The sequence below is a fragment of the Rodentibacter haemolyticus genome (assembly GCF_015356115.1).
Lineage (GTDB): Bacteria > Pseudomonadota > Gammaproteobacteria > Enterobacterales > Pasteurellaceae > Rodentibacter > Rodentibacter haemolyticus.
Window position 1 is genome coordinate 1171618 of sequence record NZ_CP063056.1, and the last position, 23334, is coordinate 1194951.

17 protein-coding genes, 2 tRNA genes and 3 rRNA genes are annotated in these 23334 nt (G+C 43.2%); 7 read left to right on the top strand and 15 right to left on the bottom strand.

The window, feature by feature from the left end; all coding sequences use genetic code 11:
• The first annotated feature begins 14 nt into the window (after positions 1-14).
• Entirely contained in the window at positions 15-962 is a 948-nt protein-coding gene (gene cysK / locus IHV77_RS05645) for a cysteine synthase A (protein ID WP_194813113.1), read from the top strand.
• 191 nt (positions 963-1153) lie between these two features.
• On the opposite strand, the gene IHV77_RS05650 is transcribed toward cysK, so the two are convergent.
• The 11 genes from IHV77_RS05650 to IHV77_RS05700 form a co-directional block, all read right to left on the bottom strand.
• Positions 1154-2758, bottom strand: coding sequence for a tannase/feruloyl esterase family alpha/beta hydrolase (locus tag IHV77_RS05650; protein WP_194813114.1), 1605 nt, complete (start codon positions 2756-2758; stop codon positions 1154-1156).
• A gap of 51 nt (positions 2759-2809) precedes the next feature.
• Positions 2810-4177, bottom strand: a complete 1368-nt coding sequence (gene hemN / locus IHV77_RS05655; protein ID WP_194813115.1) for an oxygen-independent coproporphyrinogen III oxidase — start codon at positions 4175-4177, stop codon at positions 2810-2812.
• A complete protein-coding gene (locus IHV77_RS05660) occupies positions 4177-4620 on the bottom strand; it encodes a DUF2489 domain-containing protein (RefSeq protein WP_194813116.1) in 444 nt (147 codons plus the stop codon). The genes hemN and IHV77_RS05660 overlap by 1 nt, the downstream gene beginning before the upstream one ends.
• 3 nt (positions 4621-4623) lie before the next feature.
• Positions 4624-5181 carry a Der GTPase-activating protein YihI gene (gene yihI / locus IHV77_RS05665; RefSeq protein ID WP_194813117.1) on the bottom strand — a complete coding sequence of 186 codons (558 nt, stop codon included), beginning with the start codon at positions 5179-5181 and terminating at the stop codon, positions 4624-4626.
• Between the two features lie 461 nt (positions 5182-5642).
• Positions 5643-5758, bottom strand: a 5S ribosomal RNA gene (rrf, locus tag IHV77_RS05670).
• A 184-nt stretch (positions 5759-5942) separates the two neighbouring features.
• Positions 5943-8951 (bottom strand): 23S ribosomal RNA (locus IHV77_RS05675).
• A gap of 212 nt (positions 8952-9163) precedes the next feature.
• Positions 9164-9239: transfer RNA gene (locus IHV77_RS05680), tRNA-Glu, on the bottom strand.
• 96 nt (positions 9240-9335) lie between these two features.
• A 16S ribosomal RNA gene (locus IHV77_RS05685) occupies positions 9336-10869 on the bottom strand.
• The 16S, 23S and 5S rRNA genes sit together here with 1 tRNA gene alongside, the layout of an rRNA operon.
• A 376-nt stretch (positions 10870-11245) precedes the next feature.
• Positions 11246-11761 carry a menaquinone-dependent protoporphyrinogen IX dehydrogenase gene (hemG, locus tag IHV77_RS05690; protein ID WP_194813118.1) on the bottom strand — a complete coding sequence of 172 codons (516 nt, stop codon included), beginning with the start codon at positions 11759-11761 and terminating at the stop codon, positions 11246-11248.
• Positions 11761-13224 (bottom strand): TrkH family potassium uptake protein, encoded by a 1464-nt coding sequence (locus IHV77_RS05695; RefSeq protein ID WP_194813119.1) that lies wholly within the window; start codon positions 13222-13224, stop codon positions 11761-11763. Before IHV77_RS05695 ends, hemG begins: the two co-directional genes overlap by 1 nt.
• A 2-nt stretch (positions 13225-13226) precedes the next feature.
• Positions 13227-13847: a YigZ family protein gene (locus IHV77_RS05700; RefSeq protein ID WP_194813120.1), complete on the bottom strand. Its 621-nt coding sequence runs from the start codon at positions 13845-13847 to the stop codon at positions 13227-13229.
• A 114-nt stretch (positions 13848-13961) separates the two neighbouring features.
• Here IHV77_RS05700 and tusA point away from each other — a divergent pair, with 114 nt between their 5' ends.
• Entirely contained in the window at positions 13962-14201 is a 240-nt protein-coding gene (tusA, locus tag IHV77_RS05705) for a sulfurtransferase TusA (protein WP_194813121.1), read from the top strand.
• Positions 14202-14428: 227 nt separating this feature from the next.
• On the opposite strand, the gene IHV77_RS05710 is transcribed toward tusA, so the two are convergent.
• Genes IHV77_RS05710 through selA form a run of 3 tightly spaced genes read right to left on the bottom strand, consistent with a single transcriptional unit; the run spans position 14429 to position 18594 of the window.
• Complete coding sequence (locus IHV77_RS05710; protein ID WP_194813122.1) at positions 14429-15331, bottom strand: RsiV family protein; 903 nt, start codon at positions 15329-15331, stop codon at positions 14429-14431.
• Positions 15332-15340: 9 nt separating this feature from the next.
• Complete coding sequence (gene selB / locus IHV77_RS05715; RefSeq protein ID WP_194813123.1) at positions 15341-17212, bottom strand: selenocysteine-specific translation elongation factor; 1872 nt, start codon at positions 17210-17212, stop codon at positions 15341-15343.
• Positions 17209-18594, bottom strand: coding sequence for an L-seryl-tRNA(Sec) selenium transferase (gene selA / locus IHV77_RS05720; RefSeq protein WP_194813124.1), 1386 nt, complete (start codon positions 18592-18594; stop codon positions 17209-17211). The genes selB and selA overlap by 4 nt, the downstream gene beginning before the upstream one ends.
• Positions 18595-18766: 172 nt before the next feature.
• Between selA and IHV77_RS05725 the strand changes: the two genes are divergently transcribed.
• Positions 18767-18861: transfer RNA gene (locus tag IHV77_RS05725), tRNA-Sec, on the top strand.
• Positions 18862-18944: 83 nt separating this feature from the next.
• On the opposite strand, the gene IHV77_RS05730 is transcribed toward IHV77_RS05725, so the two are convergent.
• A complete protein-coding gene (locus IHV77_RS05730) occupies positions 18945-19574 on the bottom strand; it encodes a DUF417 family protein (RefSeq protein WP_194813125.1) in 630 nt (209 codons plus the stop codon).
• 348 nt (positions 19575-19922) lie between these two features.
• Here IHV77_RS05730 and IHV77_RS05735 point away from each other — a divergent pair, with 348 nt between their 5' ends.
• The 4 genes from IHV77_RS05735 to IHV77_RS05750 all read left to right on the top strand — a co-directional run bounded on the left by IHV77_RS05735 (position 19923) and on the right by IHV77_RS05750 (position 23317).
• The gene (locus IHV77_RS05735) at positions 19923-20576 is read left to right on the top strand and encodes a PepSY domain-containing protein (RefSeq protein WP_194813126.1); all 654 of its coding nucleotides are present in this window, start codon (positions 19923-19925) and stop codon (positions 20574-20576) included.
• A gap of 85 nt (positions 20577-20661) precedes the next feature.
• Positions 20662-21327, top strand: a complete 666-nt coding sequence (locus tag IHV77_RS05740) for a response regulator (protein ID WP_194813127.1) — start codon at positions 20662-20664, stop codon at positions 21325-21327.
• Positions 21328-21435: 108 nt separating this feature from the next.
• Complete coding sequence (locus tag IHV77_RS05745) at positions 21436-22791, top strand: sensor histidine kinase (protein WP_194813128.1); 1356 nt, start codon at positions 21436-21438, stop codon at positions 22789-22791.
• Positions 22792-23062: 271 nt separating this feature from the next.
• A complete protein-coding gene (locus IHV77_RS05750; protein WP_194813129.1) occupies positions 23063-23317 on the top strand; it encodes an oxaloacetate decarboxylase subunit gamma in 255 nt (84 codons plus the stop codon).
• Positions 23318-23334: the final 17 nt, after the last annotated feature.

The following is a 23334-nucleotide window of genomic DNA, read 5'->3' on the forward strand; positions in this document are numbered from 1 at the left end:
CATAGGGAGCAAATATGCCAATTTATGCAGATAATTCTTACACTATCGGTAACACACCGCTTGTTCGTTTAAAAAATTTCGGTCAGGGCAATATTGTCGCAAAAATTGAAGGTAGAAACCCTAGCTTCAGCGTGAAATGCCGCATTGGTGCCAATATGGTATGGCAGGCAGAAAAAGAAGGTATTCTAACCAAAGGGAAAGAAATCGTGGATGCCACCAGCGGCAATACCGGTATTGCACTGGCCTATGTTGCAGCAGCTCGTGGCTATAAAATCACGCTCACTATGCCGGAAACGATGAGTTTGGAACGAAAACGTTTATTACGCGGATTAGGCGTAAATCTTGTTCTTACCGAAGGTGCAAAAGGTATGAAAGGTGCGATTGCGAAAGCAGAAGAAATTGTCGCCTCCAATCCTGACCGTTATGTAATGCTAAAACAATTTGAAAATCCGGCGAACCCGCAGATTCACCGTGAAACGACCGGCGTGGAAATTTGGAATGATACGGAAGGCAAAGTTGATGCCGTGGTGGCGGGGGCCGGTACCGGCGGTACGATTACCGGCATTTCACGCGCAATCAAATTGGATTTCGGTAAAGCGATCACCTCTGTGGTGGTGGAGCCTTCGGAATCACCAGTGATCAGTCAAACTCTTGCGGGGGAAGAAGTAAAACCGGGTTCTCATAAAATTCAAGGTATCGGTGCCGGTTTCGTACCGAAGAACTTAGATCTCTCATTAATTGATCGTGTAGAAACGGTGGATAGTGACACAGCTATCGCCACAGCCCGCCGATTAATGTCGGAAGAAGGTATTTTAGCCGGAATTTCTTCCGGTGCTGCGGTCGCAGTAGCAGATCGCATTGCAAAATTACCTGAATTTGCAAATAAATTGATTGTTGTGATCCTTCCTTCCGCTTCGGAGCGTTATTTAAGTACGGCCTTATTTGAAGGCATTGAGGCTTGATCAAAGCCTCGCACATCTTCAAAGTGAGATGAAAAATCACCGCATTTTTTATTATTAAAAACACATAAAAAAACGACCGCACTTGCGGTCGTTCATCTTTTTATAGTGAATAAAATTAAAATGGATACAAAAAACAAATGAGTCTAGAGAGATGCAGCAATACAGTAAACTTTACATTTAATTCATGCTACTTATCGACACTCAAAACTTTCGGCTTTGTTCTCATCACCTCCGATATAAGTCGCAACCTTCGGATAAGCACAAATCGGCATTTGTTTATTCGGGTAGGTTTTACTTTTCGCAATCAAACTATTCGGAGCCTGATTATTATCGTGCCATTGTTCCAAGGCGGTGAGCGGATCGAAGTCATCTAAGCCATTACCGCCACCGCAATGAGTTAACCCCGGAGCAACAAAAAGTCGGGAAAATTCATCCGCACTTTGCATATCTTTTTGTAGTTCATTGAACCAAGCGACTTGGTCTTTTGCCGAAAACACGGGATCGGAAGTTCCCGTCACGATAATCAATTTTCCGCCGTTCGCTTTAAAGCTGCTTAAATCGGTAGAAATCGCATCATTAATCGCACCGGTTTGATAAACACGAGGCGTGTCTTTATCAAAATCAAATGCCATTAAATCAAAGTCCGGTTGCATTGGCGTCATAAAATAATAGGTCATTGAACCTCTAGAGAGCACAATGTTTCGTGCATTGGGTTCTGCCGTTTGAGAATCGCCCAATTTCCAAGAACGCCAACCTTCTTGGTTGATGCCTGAATCATAATACCAACCGCTATAAATCGCTTCACCCCGACTATTTTTCGCACCATCGAAGATCGCTTTTAATGCGGCAATTTTTTCCTTTGGTAAATCAAGCGAATCCGGTGTGAAATCACATTTTTCCCACGCACTGATAATACCGTCTTTCAAACCGTCTTTCGCATCACATTTCGCTAATACGCCATTTACAACTTTATCGAGATCCGTTTGTGTTAAGGCGTTAGCAAAAACTTTCTCACCTTTCTCATTCATTGGAGCAATCTTCATTAACTGATGGTTATCCCATTGCTCCGCAACCGCTGCACGAGAAAGACGAAAACCCGGATTTGCCGCAATTACGCCATCAAATTCGAGCGGGTAACGCTGTGCGGCTATCATTGCGGAACGTCCGCCATTTGAACATCCCATAAAATAGTTGTGGTTTGCCGCTTTCTGATAAGCCGTTTGAATGAATTGTTTTGCAACCGTCTTTGCCTTTCCAATGGCTTGATAGGCATAGTCTAAGCGTGCTTGTTGATCAGCGCCGAAATCAGGTGTTGGGGTAGGATGCCCTGAATCCATTGTCATCACCGCATAACCACGCATTAATGCCGGCGTTGCACTTGAACTATGAATAGGAATCGCGCCCATTGCCGGAGCAACAAAGCCGTCTAAACCTCCGCCACCTTGGAAGAGAAACTTATTATTCCAATTTTCCGGTAAACGGAGTTGGAATTTTATACCGTAATGCTTGCCGTCTGCACCGGTACGTGCGGCAATTTCTCCCTCAACAATACAATGGGGTTTAGCTTGTAAGGTATTTTTTGCCCCCCCTGTCAGCGCGGACATTCTATCTGCAGGTACTTCCCCTTTCGCATTCCACTCCACATTTTGAATTTCCGTGTTAAAAACTTTAGTATCTTTCAATGCTAAGCACTGATTTTCACGAAGTGCGGTCGAATTTTGGGAAGAATTTGCAAAAACAGGATGAGAAATGCCCAAAACAGCAAGTGTAAACAAAGAAAAAGTAAATTTTTTCATAATGACTCCCGAAATATAGAAAATACCACCAAATTTTGGTGGTATCGCAAATCAAATAATTCTAGAAAATTGCTGGCGTTTTGCAGCCACGCGAGAATAGGCATCAAAGCATAAACAGATATTGCGAATAAGCAAACGCCCTTTAGGTGGGACGAGTAAACCTTGTGCGGTTAAATGAATTAATCCGTCTTCAATGAGAGGTTTCAATAAGATTAAATCTTCAGCAAAATGCTCTGTAAAACAAATATCGTATTGCTTTTCAATTTCCGCAAAATCTAATTTAAAGTTACAAATGAGCTGTTTAATCACATCACGGCGCAAACAATCTTCTTCGGTTAATACAAGCCCTTTGTGCAACGCATAACCGTCTCTTTCAACCAATGTATAGTAGGTTTTGAGATCTTTCTCATTTTGAGCATAAGTATCACCTAACAAACTTATTGATGACACGCCTAAACCAAGGAGATCACATTCTTCTTGTGTTGTGTAACCTTGGAAATTACGGTGCAACACACCGTTTTGCTGAGCAATGGCCAGCTCATCATACGGTTTGGCAAAGTGATCCATTCCGATAAATCTATACCCTACTTCACCTAAGGTTTCGATCGTTTTTTGCAAAATCGTGAGCTTTGTTTCCGGCGCTGGTAACTGAGTTTCTTTGATTTTCGCTTGTCCCGGAACACGGCTCGGCAAATGAGCGTAATTGAAAATACTCAAACGATCCGGATTCAACGCAATCACTTTCTTCAAGGTAAACATAAAACTATCAACGTTTTGCAATGGTAAACCATAAATCAGATCAAGGTTTGTCGATTGAAATCCTAATTCCCTAGCACGCTCCAATAAGGCAGAAATAAAGCTTTCGTCCTGCTCTCGATTAACAGCTTCTTGCACATCTTTGTTAAAATCCTGCACCCCCATACTCATTCGGTTAAAGCCAAGCGAGCGAAGGTGATCAAGCATAGATAATTCAATTTGGCGCGGATCAATTTCAATAGAAATTTCCGCACTTTCCGCAATACTAAAATTTGCTTTTAGCATTGCCATTAAACGGGCAGATTGTGCCTCACTTAAATAGGTCGGTGTGCCACCGCCCCAGTGAATCTGGGTTACCGTTCGATTTTTAAACAATTCTGCTCGCGAGATAATTTCTTTTTCAAGATAATCAAGATAAATATCCGCTTTGTGTTGATGACGTGTAATAACTTTATTACAGGCACAAAAATAGCAAAGCTGATGGCAAAACGGAATATGCACGTAAAGAGAAAGCGGACGAGTCGGATAACGCCCGGCTGCGGCAATAAAATCCTGATGAGTATAATTTTCATGAAACTCTAATGCCGTCGGGTAAGAGGTATAACGTGGACCTGATTGATTGTATTTTTGTATAAGTGCATTATCCCAAATAATCTCTGACATTAAATCTCTCCAAGTTGTTTTACATCATCTAATAATTGATGTAATTCTTTTATTATGCCTTGTTCAAGTCTGGCTTCCGCACTTTCCCGTTCAAGATCAAGACGAAAACGCACTTTTTTCTCCAGCTCTTTGCGTGCTTCGTGTGTCGGCATATCCCGCACGATTTCGTGTAGCTCAGCCATTGCCGGATAAGGCTGTAAATTTTTACCAAATGGCATCAATAACATCGCAAGACGAATCACACCTTCAGAATGATTACATTCCTTACTTTGCATTGCTCTTGCAATGATTTCAATGCTCTCCTTTAAACGGATTGTTCGTGCCGTTTTAGCTTGAGAAATGATTTGCTGCTGTTGTTTTAATTGTTTCAACAAACGCAGTGCGTACCATGATAAACCAATAATAACAATTGCCGAAAAAATTAGTGTAATAGTCAAAATCATTTTTTATCTAAATTGGTTAATATCGATCTGTTCAAAAGTGCGGTATAAATCATCTTGATTTTCTTCCTCGTCTTCAATACCGAGTTCTTCCATTAGTTCGGCAATGCGATCTAAGCATTCATCCACAAATTGTTGGTCGGATTTACTGATACTTTTCCCCTCATCTAAAGCATCTAACAATTCATTCAAAATCTCATTGTTTTCAAGATTTTCCAATTCTTGCATCGGATCTTGTTTTTTTACCGGTTGTACCACAGGAATAACCTGACCTTTTTCCGGTTTATTCACAAACTCCACAATAAGAGGAATTTTCTTTTTACTGCCGAGTTTAGGATCTTTCATTACTTGTTGAGGTTTATTACCCCCTTCTTCCGCCACACTATGGCGTGAACCGGATGTCAAACCTTTATGTTTACGTTTTTTCTTCTCTTCACGCGCTTTTGCATCTAATTCATAACGCGTTAATTTTTTGCCGGCACGTTTCGGCATTTCAGGTTTCTTATCTGCCTTACGAGTCGGCATAATATCCGTGATTCGACGTGTTTTTTTCTTACGAGCCATTGGGGATTATCCTTTATAAAAAATTTGGTGGATTGTATCACTCAAGTAATTTTTTCTCACTAATAAATATGACTAATTTTGACTGTACTTCAATTATTTCACAAATAAGAAAATCTTATCTACTTTAAAAATTGTGCACTATATGATTTTTAGATTTAACGAAAAATTATACACAATTGCTCAAAGCGATTGTTATGCCTTACGGCATCGTTGGCGGAGCTAACGTTTAAAATCTAAAGATTTTGTGACCGCACTTTTGTATGTGTATGTGCTGTGAAAAGTTAGAAAGAGATTGATTAAAACTAAATAGGGCAGAGACATCAGGGGGAGTTTTCAACGCGCATTTTCACTCTCGGTAAGTAAAAGAAGGGGTAAAAAGTAAGTAAGTCTAAGTAAGTGATGAGCCCAGAAACAAAAACCCCTCGAACTTTATCAGTCCAAGGGGTTGCTGTTTTATTTGAACCCGGCGGTGCCCTACTCTCACATGGGGAGACCCCACACTACCATCGGCATTACGGCATTTCACTTCTGAGTTCGGTATGGGGTCAGGTGGGACCACCGCACTATCGCCGCCGGGATAATTCTTCGATAACCTTAATTCTCTCTTCTCTACCTATCCGTTCTTCATTTCCTTTTCTTCGTCTTCCGTCTTATTTGACTTCATCCGTTTTATTAAATTGTCCACAAGCTGAAAAATCTTTCCTGAACGCTCTTAAGCTTTCTTATTTAGTTAATCCGCTCCAAAAACACTTGAGCGTTGTATAGTTAAGCCTCTCGGGCAATTAGTACACCTTAGCTCAATGTCTCGCAACACTTACACATGGTGCCTATCTACGTCTTAGTCTTAAACAACCCTTACAGTCTTAAAGACTGGGAGAACTCATCTCGAGGCAAGTTTCGTGCTTAGATGCTTTCAGCACTTATCTCTTCCGCACTTAGCTACCGGGCAATGCGTCTGGCGACACAACCCGTACACCAGTGGTGCGTCCACTCCGGTCCTCTCGTACTAGGAGCAGCCCCTCTCAATTCTCCAACGCCCACGGCAGATAGGGACCGAACTGTCTCACGACGTTCTAAACCCAGCTCGCGTACCACTTTAAATGGCGAACAGCCATACCCTTGGGACCTACTTCAGCCCCAGGATGTGATGAGCCGACATCGAGGTGCCAAACACCGCCGTCGATATGAACTCTTGGGCGGTATCAGCCTGTTATCCCCGGAGTACCTTTTATCCGTTGAGCGATGGCCCTTCCATGCAGAACCACCGGATCACTATGACCTACTTTCGTACCTGCTCGACTTGTCCGTCTCGCAGTTAAGCTTGCTTATACCATTGCACTAACCTGACGATGTCCGACCGTCATTAGCAAACCTTCGTGCTCCTCCGTTACGCTTTGGGAGGAGACCGCCCCAGTCAAACTACCCACCAGACACTGTCCGAGAACCCGTTTCGGATTCTTCGTTAGAACATCAAACGTTAAAGGGTGGTATTTCAAGGCCGACTCCACGATAACTGGCGTTACCGCTTCAACGTCTCCCACCTATCCTACACATCAAAATTCAAGGTTCAGTGTCAAGCTATAGTAAAGGTTCACGGGGTCTTTCCGTCTAGCCGCGGGTACACCGCATCTTCACGGCGATTTCAATTTCACTGAGTCTCGGGTGGAGACAGCCTGGCCATCATTATGCCATTCGTGCAGGTCGGAACTTACCCGACAAGGAATTTCGCTACCTTAGGACCGTTATAGTTACGGCCGCCGTTTACTGGGGCTTCGATCAGGTGCTTCTCTTGCGATTACACCATCAATTAACCTTCCAGCACCGGGCAGGCATCACACCCTATACGTCCACTTTCGTGTTTGCAGAGTGCTGTGTTTTTAATAAACAGTTGCAGCCAGCGGGTCACTTCGACCGGTTCAACCTTCGTGAGTAAATCACTACAATCTACGCCGGCGCACCTTCTCCCGAAGTTACGGTGCTATTTTGCCTAGTTCCTTCACCCGAGTTCTCTCAAGCGCCTGAGTATTCTCTACCTGACCACCTGTGTCGGTTTTCAGTACGGTTTAGTAAAGCCTGAAGCTTAGTGGCTTTTCCTGGAAGTGTGGTATCGGCAACTTCTTGTCCGTAGACAATCGTCATCAGCTCTCGGTGTTAAGGATGTCCGGATTTGCCTAAACTTCCCACCTACGACCTTAAACAAGGATTTCCAACACCTTGCTTGCCTAACCTGCTCCGTCCCCACATCGCAGCTTTACCAAGTACGGGAATATTAACCCGTTTCCCATCGACTACGCTTTTCAGCCTCGCCTTAGGGGCCGACTCACCCTGCCCCGATTAACGTTGGACAGGAAACCTTGGTCTTCCGGCGAACGGGTTTTTCACCCGTTTTATCGTTACTTATGTCAGCATTCGCACTTGTGATACGTCCAGCAAACCTCTCGATTCACCTTCTTCCGCTTACACAACGCTCCCCTACCCAACAGGATAAATCCTGATGCCGCAGCTTCGGTGCTATATTTGAGCCCCGTTACATCTTCCGCGCAGGCCGACTCGACTAGTGAGCTATTACGCTTTCTTTAAATGGTGGCTGCTTCTAAGCCAACATCCTAGCTGTCTAAGCCTTCCCACTTCGTTTCCCACTTAATATAAACTTTGGGACCTTAGCTGGCGGTCTGGGTTGTTTCCCTCTCCACGACGGACGTTAGCACCCGCCGTGTGTCTCCTGAGTATCACTCTTCGGTATTCGCAGTTTGCATCGGGTTGGTAAGCCGGGATGGCCCCCTAGCCGAAACAGTGCTCTACCCCCGAAGGTGTCCGCTCAAGGCTCTACCTAAATAGATTTCGGGGAGAACCAGCTATCTCCCGGTTTGATTGGCCTTTCACCCCCAGCCACAAGTCATCCGCTAATTTTTCAACATTAGTCGGTTCGGTCCTCCAGTTAGTGTTACCCAACCTTCAACCTGCCCATGGCTAGATCACCGGGTTTCGGGTCTATACCTTGCAACTATATCGCCCAGTTAAGACTCGGTTTCCCTTCGGCTCCCCTATGCGGTTAACCTCGCTACAAAATATAAGTCGCTGACCCATTATACAAAAGGTACGCAGTCACCCCATCACTCAATCCCACTGCTTATTGGGGATGGTTGAATTTTTGCTTCGCAAAAATTAACCATTAAAGTGCGGTTATTTCCTTTGGAATTGCTACCACTCAATACGATTGAGTGATGGGGCTCCCACTGCTTGTACGTACAAGGTTTCAGGTTCTATTTCACTCCCCTCGCCGGGGTTCTTTTCGCCTTTCCTTCACAGTACTGGTTCACTATCGGTCAATCAGGAGTATTTAGCCTTGGAGGATGGTCCCCCCATATTCAGACAGGATATCACGTGTCCCGCCCTACTTGTTGTCAGCCTAGTACCACAATGCACTATTCGAATACGGGACTATCACCCTGTTTCGTTCAACTTCCCAGTTGATTCTTCTTAATACACTGCTATCACTGACGGCTCCTCCGCTTTCGCTCGCCGCTACTTACGGAATCTCGGTTGATTTCTTTTCCTCGGGGTACTTAGATGTTTCAGTTCTCCCGGTTTGCCTCTTATTACTATGGATTCATAATAAGATAGTAGATTCTTCATCTACTGGGTTTCCCCATTCGGATATCTCGGATTATACGCCTCTTATCGACTCATCCGAGCTTTTCGCAGATTAGCACGTCCTTCTTCGCCTCTGATTGCCAAGGCATCCACCTTGTACGCTTAGTCACTTAACTATACAACCTCAAGTGTTTTTACAATTTCCGTTTAACACTTAAGCCGTTACTTAATCTAACTAAACACTTGATTGCTTTTGTTCAATCAAGATTTTTACTACTCAGACTTGCTTGTCTCAGGGCTTTCGCCCCGACAGAAGTCTCTTCAGTTTTTCAGCTTGTTTCCAATTTGTTAAAGAACAATAAGATTTCCCGTTAAAGTTATCTTTAATTGGCGTCCCCACGGGGATTCGAACCCCGGTTACCGCCGTGAAAGGGCGATGTCCTAGGCCTCTAGACGATGGGGACATCAATTAAAGATACTCTTACTTAATCTTTTCTGCTCTCTTTTGTCTACAATCCATCAGCCAATCTGTGTGAACACTTGCTATCGCTCGCTATAGGTAAGGAGGTGATCCAACCGCAGGTTCCCCTACGGTTACCTTGTTACGACTTCACCCCAGTCATGAATCATACCGTGGTAAACGCCCCCCTTACGGTTAAGCTATCTACTTCTGGTACAACCCACTCCCATGGTGTGACGGGCGGTGTGTACAAGGCCCGGGAACGTATTCACCGCGACATTCTGATTCGCGATTACTAGCGATTCCGACTTCATGGAGTCGAGTTGCAGACTCCAATCCGGACTTAGACGTACTTTGTGAGATTCGCTCCGCATCGCTGCCTCGCTTCCCTCTGTATACGCCATTGTAGCACGTGTGTAGCCCTACTCGTAAGGGCCATGATGACTTGACGTCATCCCCACCTTCCTCCGGTTTATCACCGGCAGTCTCCTTTGAGTTCCCGACCAAGTCGCTGGCAACAAAGGATAAGGGTTGCGCTCGTTGCGGGACTTAACCCAACATTTCACAACACGAGCTGACGACAGCCATGCAGCACCTGTCTCTCAGTTCCCAAAGGCACTCCAATATCTCTATCGGATTCTGAGGATGTCAAGAGTAGGTAAGGTTCTTCGCGTTGCATCGAATTAAACCACATGCTCCACCGCTTGTGCGGGCCCCCGTCAATTCATTTGAGTTTTAACCTTGCGGCCGTACTCCCCAGGCGGTCGATTTATCACGTTAGCTACGGGCACCAAGCTTAAAGCCCAATCCCCAAATCGACAGCGTTTACAGCGTGGACTACCAGGGTATCTAATCCTGTTTGCTCCCCACGCTTTCGCACATGAGCGTCAGTACATTCCCAAGGGGCTGCCTTCGCCTTCGGTATTCCTCCACATCTCTACGCATTTCACCGCTACACGTGGAATTCTACCCCTCCCTAAAGTACTCTAGCTACCCAGTATGAAATGCAATTCCCAGGTTAAGCCCGGGGATTTCACACCTCACTTAAATAGCCGCCTGCGTGCCCTTTACGCCCAGTTATTCCGATTAACGCTCGCACCCTCCGTATTACCGCGGCTGCTGGCACGGAGTTAGCCGGTGCTTCTTCTGTAATTAACGTCAATGACTGTGGGTATTAACCACAATCCCTTCCTCATCACCGAAAGAACTTTACAACCCGAAGGCCTTCTTCATTCACGCGGCATGGCTGCGTCAGGGTTCCCCCCATTGCGCAATATTCCCCACTGCTGCCTCCCGTAGGAGTCCGGGCCGTGTCTCAGTCCCGGTGTGGCTGGCCATCCTCTCAGACCAGCTAGAGATCGCAGGCTTGGTAGGCCATTACCCCACCAACTACCTAATCCCACTTGGGCTCATCTTATGGCAAGAGCAAACGCCCCCTTTAGTCCATAGACATTACGCGGTATTAGCTACCGTTTCCAGTAGTTATCCCCCTCCATAAGCCAGATTCCCAAGCATTACTCACCCGTCCGCCACTCTCACGAAAAGAAGCAAGCTCCTTCCCGCTACCGTTCGACTTGCATGTGTTAAGCCTGCCGCCAGCGTTCAATCTGAGCCATGATCAAACTCTTCAATTCAAGTTCAATCGCTCAATAAATACTGACTAAAAAATTATTCACCTTGAAAAATAAGGTAAAAATGAATCTCAAGTTAAGCACCTATTAAGACTTCAAAATTAAAAATTATTTTAAACAAGTCAATCAACAAGTGCCCACACAGATTGTCTGATACATTGTTAAAGAGCCATTCGCCAATTCAAAACAACACGCTCAAAATAAGGCGAAAATAAAACGACGCACTGCAATTTTAAATCCTTCACAACAGTGCGTCGTTGTGTGGTGCGCATTATAGGCAAAAATTTTTGTCTTGCAAGGAATTTTTGTAAAAAATTTTAATTTTTTGATCTTTTGTATGAACCTTATCCAAATCGCTTAAAATACGGCTAAAATCCGATTATTTATTCAACTCATTGATTCGATTCGCAAATTCTTTAACTTTATCCCAATTCGTATATTCAATTTCTTTACTTGTATCCGTTTCACCACCGGTGATCTTCATTATAAATCGGATCATCATACGATCGAACCATCTATAACGCGGATAAAGCAACGCACCCGCAAACACTGCCGCTAATTTCGGTTGCCATTTCGTGCGGTGCAAAAATTTACGTACATAAGTATTCGTTTCCGGATTATCTTTACCTTCTTTGCGTGCCGTTAAATTCACACCAAAAAACACCGCGCTTTTCCGTTCTAAATGAAGGCGGTTGCGTACGATAAAACGATCAAGGGATTTATTAAAATGACCATAACGAATCGAAGCGCCGATGACCACCAGTTCAAAACCTTGAATGTCATAATCTTCCCGCAACGGCGCCAAAACCACTTCGCCTTTTAAATGTGCGGTCAAAAATTCTGCGATTTTTTTCGTTTGCCCATCATGACTTAAATAAAGAATTAATGTTTTCATTATGATTTCCAAAATGCAGGGGTAAATAATGCTAAAAGCGTGAAAATTTCTAAACGACCGCACACCATTGCGATAGACAAAACCCATTTTGCACTATCCGGAACGGCTATCATACTGTTGCTAACCGAACCTAATCCTACGCCTAAATTATTCAGCGTGGCTAATACCGCGTTAAATGCGTCAAAAGGTTCGACACCACATGCTATCACGCCAAGTAAACAAATAAAAAAAACTAAAAGATAAGCGGAAAAAAACGCCCAAATACTACCGATAACACGTTCATCCAACACATTGTTTCCCCACTTAATGGGGTAAACCAAGTTAGGATGCACAACCCGTTTCAATTCGCGTTTCCCCTGTAAGTATAGCAGCAATACACGCGCCACACGCAAGCCGCCGCCCACAGAGCCGGCACACCCACCCATAAATGAGGCAAGAATCAATATGACGGGAACAAAAGAAGGCCATGAAGTAAAATTAGAGGTCGTATAGCCTGTTGTGGTTGAAATGGATATCGCTTGGAACAACACCTGTTCAAAATCTTGCCAAGATGATGAGAAATAACTATGGCTCCACATCACCAAAGTGCAAACAATAATAAGAATAAACTGAATACTGATAAAAAACCGAAATTCCGGATCACGCAAATAAATTTTGAAAAAATTGTCCCTTCCAATCGTTGAAAAAGCACGAAAATGTAATCCGAAATTACAAGCTGAAATTAATAGAAATAACATAGTGATACTATTAATAAGCGGGCTATTGAAGTACCCCATACTCGCATCGTGCGTTGAAAATCCGCCGATAGAGACGGTGGAAAAGCTATGGGTAATCGCATCAAAAGGCGTCATTCCCGCCAGCCAATAAGCCAGCGCACAAGAAAGGGTCAGAAAAAGATAAATTATCCATAACACTTTTGCTGTTTCCGCGATCCTAGGTCGAATTTTCTGCTCTTTCATCGGACCGGACATCTCTGCACGATACAATTGCATTCCACCAACGCCTAGCAACGGAATAATCGCAATCGCCAACACAATGATTCCCATACCGCCAAGCCATTGTAGAAATTGACGATAAAACAAAATTGCTTTCGGCAAATTATCCAACCCTGTCATAACTGTCGCCCCGGTAGTGGTTAAGCCGGAAAAGGCCTCAAACACCGCGGAAGCCAGCGATAAATTTAGCACATCGAATAGCAGCAAGGGTAAAGTGGCTAATCCCCCCAATACAAACCAAAATGCCACAACAATTAAAAAACCCTCGCGTGAACGCAATTCCTGTTTATGATGATGACAAGGCCACCACAGCAATGCACCGGTCATTAAGCTTAACGCAAATGCCTGCATAAAGGCTTTCCCCCCCCCATCGCCATAAATGAATGCAACGAATGCCGGGATAAGCATCGTACCGGAAAAGCACATTACAAGAATGCCGATAATTCGGATAATGGATAAAATATGCACAATTATTCGCCTGTCTCTAGAGGGTTGATCACCAATCTTCCCGCCGATTTTTCCCGTAATTCTGCGGTAAAAGGCGGAATCATTTCTTCACTAATGCCAAGGATTAAATAAATTTGCACCTGAAAATCCTGATCTAAAATTTCGATTCGGTACTTCTCACAAAGTAACTGTACAAAGCCGAGCTGCCCATAATCAATATCTAAACGAAAAAGCGTGCGTTCTACTTTCGTTTCGGTTTCCAACAGTTTTAATGCTTGTTGAACGCCATTGCCATAAGCGCGCACCAATCCCCCTGTTCCCAAAAGAACACCACCGTAATAACGCACCACAACAGCGCTAATTTCGCCGATATTACAACCTTGAAGCGCACTCAACATCGGTTTTCCTGCCGTTCCCGCCGGCTCGCCGTCATCTGAAAATCCAAATTGTTGTGAATCCGTCGGCTTACCCGCAACAGTCGCCCAACAATGATGACGTGCATTAGGGTGCATCAATCTAATTTGCGACCAAAAGGCTTTTGCCTCCGCTAAACCTTCCGTACGTTGTAAATAAGTGATAAAGCGACTTTTCTTTATTTCTTCTTCAAAAATAACCGCACTTTTAGGAACAAGATATTCCGCCATTGTCTTTTTTCAGGTAATTTTAATCGCGCTAGTCTATCACTGATGATGGGGATTTGTCGAAATTTTGCCGTAAGTGCGGTATGATACCGCATTATTTTTTCAGGAAAAAAGAAGATGTCTGAACCTGCAGTAACTCAAACTCTTGACACCTTAGGCTTGCGTTGCCCTGAACCGGTAATGCTGGTACGCAAGAATATTCGTCATTTAAACGATGGTGATGTGCTGTTAATTATCGCCGATGATCCTGCCACTACCCGTGATATTCCAAGTTTTTGTCAATTTATGGATCACACGCTAATACAAAGCGAGGTTGAAACTCCGCCTTTTAAATATTGGGTAAAAAAAGGAAAGTAAAAAAGTGCGGTAAAATCCGGTATTATGTATCAGTTGCACAAAGCGCTTTGATATTTCTTGGGGTAGGGTGGGCAACTAGTTGCCCACCATTGAAATATCGTAATTAGAAAGGTGGGCAAAAATTTGCCCACCTTACAGGAACGATGGTATTTACGATGTTTTGTGCAATTGCTACATAATACCGGTAAAATCCACCGCACTTTTTACGTTTCATTAATGTTTCTTCTTTAACATATTTCACATACATTCGTAAATTTCACATAGTTCTGCTGCTTGAATTTAGAGCTAAGTAGGGTTTCCAATGCCCACCAACCAAGGGTCAAATCTTGCTCGCCCAAGACATAAGGCGCTATTTCATACACATCATAAATAAAATGTACGCCTGAACTGTCCAAGTAAATATTGTGAGACACCTTAAAATCCTTTTGGGAAACGAAAGTTTCACCATTTTCGCCTCGTTGCCCGATATAACGTTGCCACAATAGGTCTTTAATTTTCGGTAAGGTTTCATCATCAAATACGTCATTTAATGTAAGAATCCTATGAGTAGTTAAATCAACAGTGAAATAACGATTTATATTCATACCATGCGCGCCGCCGGTATATTCATAGTTACCGATAACAAAGGTTGCCAATTTTTCTTTTTGACCAATAAAGTCAATATTACGGTTTACTACTAAACCAATTTCTCGTTCCTCCATCATCACTTTCTTGCTTTCGTCAAAATCTTTCTGATGATTGCTCACAAACTGTTCACGCGTAGGAACATTGCCGTCTTTACGAGTCAACTTTTCCCACAACAATTGATTTAACCAATCAATATTGGTTTTCAATGTCGAAATGGAATAGACAATATTACCTTCTTTCGGTGCATAATCTTCTTTTGATTTTGGATATTTAATCGTTTCCGATTTTTTGAACACCACATCTTCTTCTGCGAAAATTGCCGGAATAATATTCTCAGCCCAAGTTTTATTGGCAAGTACATCCAGTTGCAGCTGTTTATTTTCTTCCGTGAGCTGCGTTATTCTTTGATTAAGCCGATCAATTTTCTCCTGCGTTTCTTTATCTTGGCAGCCGGTGGTTAAAAGTGCGGTCAAAATTACCGCTGAAATCAATGCTTTTTTCATATTATCTCCTTATAAATCAAATACATTCTTATCACGCAAGATATGATCATTTCCTTTACGGCGTAAAAAACCGATGCGATCAAAGTACTCCATAAGTTGCACCGTAAGTTTACGACCAAAATTCAAACGGTCTCGAACTTCATTTACCGAAATTTTACCTTCTTCCTCTGCGATTTGTTTGATCAAGCGTGCATAAGCATAAATCGTTTCCGTTAAGAAGAAACGATCTTTCACGATAGGCGTGAGATAGCCAAGTTTTCCTGCTTTATACATAAAATTACGCATTGCACTTTCGTCCATTGCCAAAGCATTCGCCATATCACGCACCCAAATAGCTTGACCTTGAGCACGTTCAAATTCCGCCAACATCTCCGCCCAACGGGCTTGTTCCTCCGCTGTAAATTGAATTTTATGCTCCGGTAGATGCAGCCAGCCTCGTGTTTGTTGTAATAATCCCTCATCCAGCATTTCATCAATAAAATGATAAATCAGATTTTCCGGTTGATTAAGCACCGCCATTCGGTGCAAACGGGCTTTGCTCACGCCAAGTTGATCATTATGCTGCTCGTGATAAGCGCTAAGTGCGGTTAAAATTTGCCATTTTTTTTCTTGTGCATAATCATCATTAAAACACCAATCTTGATAACGTACCGCACCGCAGCTTATCAAAGCGTCATCCAACTGTTGTGCCGTCAGTTGTTCCGTCCACATTAATTTTTTTGCGGTTACCGCATTAGTTTGAAGGGTAAATGCAATACGCTGCACTACGGTTTCCGCAACAGCCAAATTTGTCAAGAAATTTAACCGCACTTCGGTGCGCTTATGGCGTTTCGGCGAATCAATTTCCAACACTCGCCCTCCTGCCACTAAGTTTTTCGCATCCCCACTACGCAAAATTAATCGATCGCCGAAACTTAAAAACAACGGAGAATCCAACGTAATTTCCGCCAAAGTGCGGTCATTCGGCAGCGCATTTTTGCTTTGCAATAAAGTAAGTTTACCTGTGGTACGGCTTGCCGCATGGTAAATATGCACCGACTGATTTTCATTCAGCGCGGTTTCCGCTTGAATTTGTACGCTGATTCGATCCGTAGGTAAAAGTGGTGAATCCTGCAATAACCAATCGCCGCGTTCCATCGGAATGCGATCCAAATCCACATTCAAATTCAATGCCAAACGCTGGCCTGACACACCTTGTCCGCTTGGTGTATTTTGCGCATGAATGGCTTTCACACGCACTTTTTGACCTTTGGAAAGATAGAGTTCGTCATCCACTTTCACCACGCCGGCAAATGCCGTGCCTGTTACCACCGTACCTGCGCCTTTCACACGAAATACACGATCAATGGCATAACGAAACGGTTTTTGTCTGTCGGAAAGTTCCGGAAGTTGCCGTAAGTAATCACGCAATGCCTCAATCCCTTCGCCGGTTTCTGCAGAAGTAACAAAATATTCGGCATCACATAAAAAAGCGTAATCCTGTTTTATTTTTTGAATTAATGCTTCGATCTGCGCCGAACTTGCCCGATCCGATTTCGTCAGCACCACGATAATTTGATTAAACTGTAGCTGGCGCAAAATCGCTAGGTGTTCCCTCGTTTGTTCGGCGATACCTTCATTCGCCGCCACAATCAACATGGCATAATGCACACCACCTAAACCTGCCAGCATATTTGATAAAAATTTTTCATGCCCCGGTACATCAATAAAACCAAGGGTTTCGATACTATTGTTAGCTGTAAAAGGAAGATAGGCATAACCAAGATCAATGGTCATTCCTCGTTTTTTTTCTTCCGGCAAATGGGCGGTATTCGTACCCGTTAACGCTTTTAATAATGCCGTTTTGCCGTGATCAACGTGTCCTGAAGTAACAATAATCATAGTTCGTCCACTGTGTGTAATAAGGTTTCAATATCCGCAAGGCTGCGTAAATCCAGCCATAATTTGCCCCCTTCCATTCGCCCGATTATCGGGCGGGAAAGCAATTTTAAACGGGCGGAAAGTGCGGTCAGTTTTTCGTTTGTTTTTTCGGAAACCGTAACGGCGATGGAAGGAATGCGCGCCATCGGTTGTGAACCACTGCCGATTTGTGCAAAACTCTTTTCGATTTGAACATCAAATTGTGAATTTAACCGCATTTCCAACCGCACTTTGAGTCGCTCAGCTTTTTCCTTGAGTTGTTCGGACGATTGAGTGAGCAAACCTAGTGTTGGCAAACGCTCCGCCAATTTTTCCGGGTTAAAATACAAACGCAGCGTAGCCTCTAAACCGGCAAGAATTGTTTTATCACAGCGCAAGGCACGTTTCAGGGGATGGGCTTGTAGCCGTGCAATCCATTCTTTTTTACCCACAATGATCCCTGCCTGTACGCCCCCCAGCAATTTATCGCCGGAAAAAGACACTAAATCTACACCTTGTGAGACTTTTTCTTGCACCGTCGGTTCTTTCGGCAAACCATATCGGCTTAAATCAACCAATGCCCCACTGCCAAGATCCGTCACCACAGGAAGATTTATTTCACGTCCCAGTTCAACCAGTTCCTGCTCCGAAACTGACGAAGTAAAGCCGCAAATTTGATAGTTACTGCTGTGAACTTTCATTAAGAAGGCGGTATTTTCACTAATCGCATTACGATAATCCGTCAAATGAGTGCGATTGGTTGTGCCAACTTCTACTAAATGGCAACCCGCCTGCACCATAATGTCCGGAATACGAAACGCCCCGCCGATTTCAATCAATTCACCGCGTGAAATCACCACTTCTTTGCCTTGAGCAAACGCTGCCAACATTAACAACACCGCCGCTGCATTATTGTTCACCACGCAAGCAGCTTCCGCACCGGTTAAACGGCACAGCAGCTCGCTGATATAATTATCACGATGGCTACGCACTCCTTCGTCCGAATCATATTCCAAAGCAACATTTTCAACCATTGCGGACAATGCCGCATTTTGCGCTTCTTTCGCCCATAAAGCGCGTCCTAAATTTGTGTGTAATACTGTTCCGGTAAGATTATGTACCGCTTTAATTTGCACGAGATTTTGTTGCTGTAAACAATACCGGAGCTCAGCAAAAGTGCGCTCTAGAGAACAGAAATATTCGGGGAGTTGATGGTTTTTATGAATAAATTGACGCGCCAGTGTTAGTAAAGTTCGACTCATTTCTACCACAGCGGAATGACCAAATTCGGCAATAAGCTGCTCGCCTTGTGGCGTTTTGAGTAGTTTATCTACAGAAGGCAATTGTTGAAAAAGTGCGGTCATTTTAGAATCCGTTTTTAAATAGCGTGAATTAAATTAAAACGGACACAAAGGCGCAAGCCGAAGCCAATACACATGACAGGGACGAGACAATGCCGTAAACATTTTAAATTTAATTCACGATGACGTTGAATTGGCGATTAATTTACGCTAAAGTAGCCTCCGTTTCAACCTCGGAAGGTCGTCATCTCCGGTGAGGTGGCAGGACTTCAAATCCTGTTGGGGACGCCAGCGTTCCCGGGTGGGTTCAACTCCCATGACTTTCCGCCAATCTAAAAAATACCGCAAATCAACATAAACATCCCATAAAGGAAAAGGGAGCAATAAGCCCCCTCTCTAAAGTAAGTTCATTATTACACTGCTTTTCTCGCTGCTAAATAACGACTCGCACATTCCGCTGCAGCGGTTAAGCCGCCCGCCATCATAATAATATCCTTAATCACTAAACGCCCGACACCTGATAAATAAGGGAAACCCACGTTCGGACTTGGCATATCACCGCCAAGATTCGGCACCCAAGCTTCAGGCGTGGTAATCAAAAACGAAAGGGTAACAATAGACATTCCGAAAGTAAGTAAACCACCGGCTAAGCCTAAGGTTGGATTCCAAATACCAAGTAATACCAATACACCGATAGTAACGATAATCGCACCGATAATATAAGAGGCGGTATAAGTGCCGTTGGCTTTGTGCCATTCAATATTTTTGGCGACCATTTTACCTTCCGGGTTTTTGTGTAAGGTATATTCCATCACCAATTCACCCTTGTCGTTTTCCACTAAATTAGGGCCTTTTTCGTATAAGAAACTCATAAACGGGCTGTTGGAAACAAAATGTGCAATGCCGTCCGCTTCATATTGCACGACTTTTAAACCGCCGATCCAAGCCATAACGATAAAAATCGCAATGCGAATAAAATTGATAAATTGACGTTGCATTGGAGCAACAATCTTCGCAACAAAATCAACAAAAGTTGTAAACATAATTAAAATCTCTTAATTAAAAAACGGATAAAAATAACCTACCGACAAAGCGTAAAATAGGTATGGCGATTATTTCTTATTCATTTTATTTTGTCACTAAGGCGAAAAGGGATATGAGATTTTTTGACAATAATTTGAGATTAATACGATGAAAGCACGCTAAATCTTAACAAATCCATTACTTTTTATTCGCAAACTTCGTCTCTCCAAAATCAAAATTTATCTCGAAAATTACTTAATTTCTTTATTCCCTAATTTTTCCCTAATTTTTCTTGCTTAGAATGCCCGCCATCGAAAGAAACAACCTTGAAATAAGTTAACAAACCATTCTTGATTAAGGAGAAAAAAATGAAAAAATGGATCAATACATTACTTATCGGCGCAATGACATTAGGTGCGGTGAGCGTAGCTCAGGCTTTGTCGCCACAGGCTCAGGAATCACTCGGTAAAACGCAAATTTCTGCAATGCACGCTCTCTCTGCGGCGCAAAATAAAATCGGCTCAGATGCTAAAGTGAAAGAAATTGAATTTCATCACACGAAATACGGCAAAGATTATTTCCAAGTAGAAGTATTAGCCAATGGTCAGAAACACAAAGTTGATGTCGATGCTAATAACGGTGAAATTTTAGGCACGAAAAGCAAAACGCCGAAAAAAGTAAAAATACCGGCGGAAACAGCTGAACCCAAAGTCACCTTTGCACAAGCAATGGAAATCGCAGTAGCCAAAACCGGAGGCAAAGTGGCGGAAGCCGAGTATCACTCACACAGGGAAAAAGCCTTTTATCGCATTGAAACCGTGGTGAACGGACAAGAATTTGTTGTTGCCGTAGATGCGGAAAAAGGGCAACTTATTGATATGCCGAAAAAAGAAAAAGGCAAACATCATAAACATCACGCAAAAGGGCATCACCACAAGTCAAATAAAGGTCATCATGAACGGGGTGAATATCATCACGAACAAGGCGGGCAAACTCAATCAGGCGGATTTCGTCAGCAATAATATTTAGTGATAAAATCAACCGCACTTTTGTGTTCTTTTCATAAAGTGCGGTTATTTTTTGTTGTAACTTATTGATGAGAAAACCATGCGAATTTTATTAGTCGAAGATGACAAAATGATCGCCGAAGCGGTTGCAAACGGCTTGAAAACAGCATGCTATGCAGTGGATTGGGTAAATAACGGCAATACTGCCGAACGAGCCTTACAGACCCAACAATATGATTTGGTGCTACTGGATTTAGGCTTACCGGGACAAGACGGCTTGCAACTGCTTCGTCATTTACGCCAAAGCAAAAATCATACCCCCGTATTAATTGTTACGGCGCGCGATGATTTAGATAGTCGCCTTGCAGGGTTAGACGGCGGTGCGGATGATTACCTCATCAAGCCTTTTGATTTATCGGAATTATTAGCACGCATTCGTGCCGTATTGCGTCGCCAAGGCGGACAAAGCTCACCACTATTAAGTAACGGCGTGATAACCCTAAATCCGACCAATTATCAGGTTACCCTTAGCGATCAAACCGTACCGATTGAACTGAGTAATAAAGAATTTGCCATTCTTCAAGCCTTGATGACACGCCCCGGTATTATTCATTCCCGTGCGGATTTGGAAGACAAAATCTACGCTTGGGGGGAAGAAGTGGAAAGTAACGCCATTGATTTTTTGATCCATAGCTTACGTAAGAAAATCGGCAAAACACGTATTAAAAATGTGCGAGGAGTCGGATGGTTAGTTGCAAAAGATTAAGATGATTATATTTGACAACAGAGAAAAAAGTGCGGTTGATTTCCCAAGTATTTTTCTCTTTTCCGTCAAAACGAGAAAAACACGATAAATCAGTTCATAGAAACTAAAATGAAAAACTCTATCCAATTCAAACTTACCCTGACTTTTACCGCCCTATTTACCTTGGCTGCCGGCGTTGCCGGTGGCGTATCCTTTTACGATACTTATCGTGAAAGCTATAAATTACAAGATGATATGCTGATTCAGCTCTCAAATTTTATCAATTCTTCCGAAAATCCGACCGCACTTCAGCCTCCGCATAATAATAACGCCCGGGTTTATATGCATTTTGAACGTCATCGAAAACAAGGCGACAAACTACCACCTGACTTTCCACAGCAAATGGAAGACGGTTTCCATACCCTCCGCAAAGACGGTAAAAAATATAAAAAAGTCAATCCGAAAAAAGAAACCCGTCTCTGGTACACCGTAAAAAACGCAGATGATTTATACCGCACTTATGTTCGCAATACGCCGCAGGGCAAAATCATTATCACGCAAGAAAATGAATACCGTGAGAAATTAGCGATTCGTAGCGCTTGGCACGCGGTGTTGCCGTTATTAGTGCTATTACCTTTGGTTATTTTGCTCACCATTGTTACCGTGCGTATGGCAATGAAACCCGTAAACCGCCTTTCTCGCAAAGTGGAACAACGCCACGAACAAAATCTTACACCGCTACCGGTTGAAAAAATCCCGAGTGAAATTCGCGGATTTGTGGTGGAAATCAACCGTTTATTAGAGCGAACAAATGATTTTATTCAGCAACAAAAACGTTTTATTGCCGATGCCTCACACGAATTGCGCAGCCCGATGACCGCCCTTTCTTTGCAAGTGGAACAACTTACTTACCAAAACTTATCAAATGAAGACGGACAGCAACTTGATCAAATCCGACAAAGCATTCAACGTAACCGAAACTTATTGGATCAACTGCTTTCCTTCGCCCGCATTCAAAATAATAAAATGGAAAATTACACCGATTTCAACGTACAAACTATTTTCCGCCGAGTGATTGAAGATCTGCTCCCCTTGGCAATAGATAAAAATCAAGATTTAGGCGTTACCAATGAACAAACGGTTAATTTTCAAGGTTTGGAAACGGATTTCTATTTACTGGTAAAAACCTTAGTGGATAACGCCATTCGTTATACACCAAATGGCAGCCGAATTGATTTGAGCGTACAACAAGGAAAAAACCGTATCATCATTGAAGTGGAAGATAATGGCAACGGCATTCCGCAGGAAGAACGCAAACGCGTGCTTGACCCTTTCTACCGTATTCTCGGCACGGAACAACAAGGTTCGGGATTAGGTTTGGCTATTGCAGCGGAAATTGTGAAAAACTACGCAGGAACACTCACTTTGTTAAATAGCGTTCACTTTGAAAATGGGTTACTGGTGAGGGTGGAATTGCCTTACTAAAATGAGTTGATTTTCCATTATTATGTAGCAGTTGCGTAAAAAGAATTTTAGAACGGGGGGAAACTTTGCGTAACGCACTATTTCATCATTAAATCTTGTTGATTGGTACGTTACGGCTTCGCCTAACGCAACCCTACGATGATTTGTGCAAGCAACATAATACCGTGATTTTCAACCGCACTTTTCCTCATTTTGTGACCCTGCTCAAAGATTTTTATTGAAAAATTGCCTAATATAACGTATTCACAATATTCGTAATATGGAGGTCATAATGACAGGTTCCGAACTTATGCTTGAAGGAATTAATTTGATGTTTGCAGGAATGGGTTTTGTGATATTGTTTCTGTTCCTACTCATTTACGCTGTCGGTTTTTCTTCAAAACTGATTAATCGTTATTTTCCCGAGCCGATAACAACGCCGCCCTCCGCACCAAATTCTTCTACTGATAAAGATAATCTTGAACAGTTGCGACCGATTATTGTTGCCGCAATTGCCCATCACCGCCGTCAACAGAGCTTAAAATAGCCATAGAAAGAGGTATT